The following is a 1,597-nucleotide window of genomic DNA, read 5'->3' on the forward strand; positions in this document are numbered from 1 at the left end:
GGGGGTGCGGACGATTTCTTGGACTACCTGGAGGTAGTTCATGTTTTCATACGAGGATCGGCTGCGAGCCGTACAGCTCTACATCAAGTTGGGCAAGCGCGTTGGGTTGACCATTCGCCAGCTTGGCTATCCAACGAAGAACGCGCTCAGGAACTGGTACCGCGAATTCGAGACGAGCCAAGACTTGCGCGCAGGTTACGCACGTCGGCCCAGGTACTCCGAGGCGGACAAACGCCAGGCAGTGGACCATTACCTTGAGCACGGCCGCTGCATCGCGCTGACGATCAAGGCGCTCGGCTATCCCTCAAGGGCAATGTTGTCTGCGTGGCTTCAAGAGCTCCATCCGCAGGATGGCGTGCGTATCGTTAGCCGATCCCCGGAGCTGCCCCCCGAAGCCAAGCAGTCTGCAGTGATTGCCTTGTGCACACGCGAATCCAGCGCGCAGACTGTCGCCGACGAGGTTGGCGTGTGTCGTGGCTCGCTGTACAAGTGGAAGAATCAGCTGCTCGGCCACGACGTATCCGCATCGATGAAGCGCAAGCAAGACGCCCCCGCAAGCTCCGATCAAGCAGCCTTGGAACAACAGCTAGAAGCGCTGCGACAGGACGTCAGGCGGTTGCAGCTCGAGAAGGACCTGCTGAAGAAGGCGAACGAACTCCTAAAAAAAGAACTGGGCATCGACCAGCAGGACCTGACGAATCGGGAGAAGACACTGTTGGTTGATGCCCTGAAGGCCACTTACTCGGTGACGGACCTGCTCTGCGAGCTCAAGCTGCCACGCAGTTCCTACTTCTACCATCGGGCCCGACTTCAAGTGGCCGAGAAGTATGCCGACGTGCGCAAGGCCATGACCGACATCTTTGAGCGCAACTACAGGTGCTACGGCTCCCGGCGGATACACGCCTCGCTGGCCGACCGGTCGATGACCGTGTCTGAGAAGGTTGTGCGCCGGCTTATGAAGGAAGAACGCCTGGTTGCCGCAACAAGCAAGCGTCGTCGATACGGCTCGTACATGGGTGAGATCAGCCCCGCGCCGGACAACCTCCTCAACCGTGATTTCAGTGCCAGTGCACCGAACGAGAAGTGGCTCACAGACATCACGGAATTCCAGATCCCGGCAGGCAAGGTCTACTTGTCGCCCATGATCGATTGCTTCGATGGCATGGTCGTGAGCTGGTCAATCGGCACGCGGCCAAATGCCGATCTGGTCAACACGATGCTGGATTCGGCCATCGACAAGATCGCTACCAGCGGGTCCGCGCCCGTGGTGCATTCTGATCGCGGCGCCCACTATCGATGGCCAGGCTGGCTATCGCGGATTGCCGACGCCAACCTGACTCGGTCCATGTCGCGCAAAGGATGTTCGCCAGACAACGCCGCATGTGAGGGGTTCTTTGGCCGCTTGAAGATCGAGATGTTCTTCACTCGCGACTGGTTGCACACGTCCATTGACGAGTTCATCGTCTGCTTGGACACATACATCCGGTGGTACAACGAGGCGCGGATCAAAGTTTCCCTTGGTGCTCGCAGCCCTGTCGGGCATCGCCAAAGCCTGGGAATCGCCGTTTAACCAGTCCAAGTTTTCTGCCGCACCCCC

General features: G+C 59.0%; 1 protein-coding gene. It reads left to right on the forward strand.

Annotated elements, in window-relative coordinates; translation table 11 throughout:
* Positions 1-40: 40 nt before the first annotated feature.
* Positions 41-1,570, forward strand: coding sequence for an IS3 family transposase (locus tag ABG80_RS02095; protein ID WP_058086131.1), 1,530 nt, complete (start codon positions 41-43; stop codon positions 1,568-1,570).
* Positions 1,571-1,597: the final 27 nt, after the last annotated feature.

It is taken from the genome of Aquabacterium parvum (assembly GCF_001447195.1).
GTDB lineage: Bacteria > Pseudomonadota > Gammaproteobacteria > Burkholderiales > Burkholderiaceae_C > Aquabacterium > Aquabacterium parvum.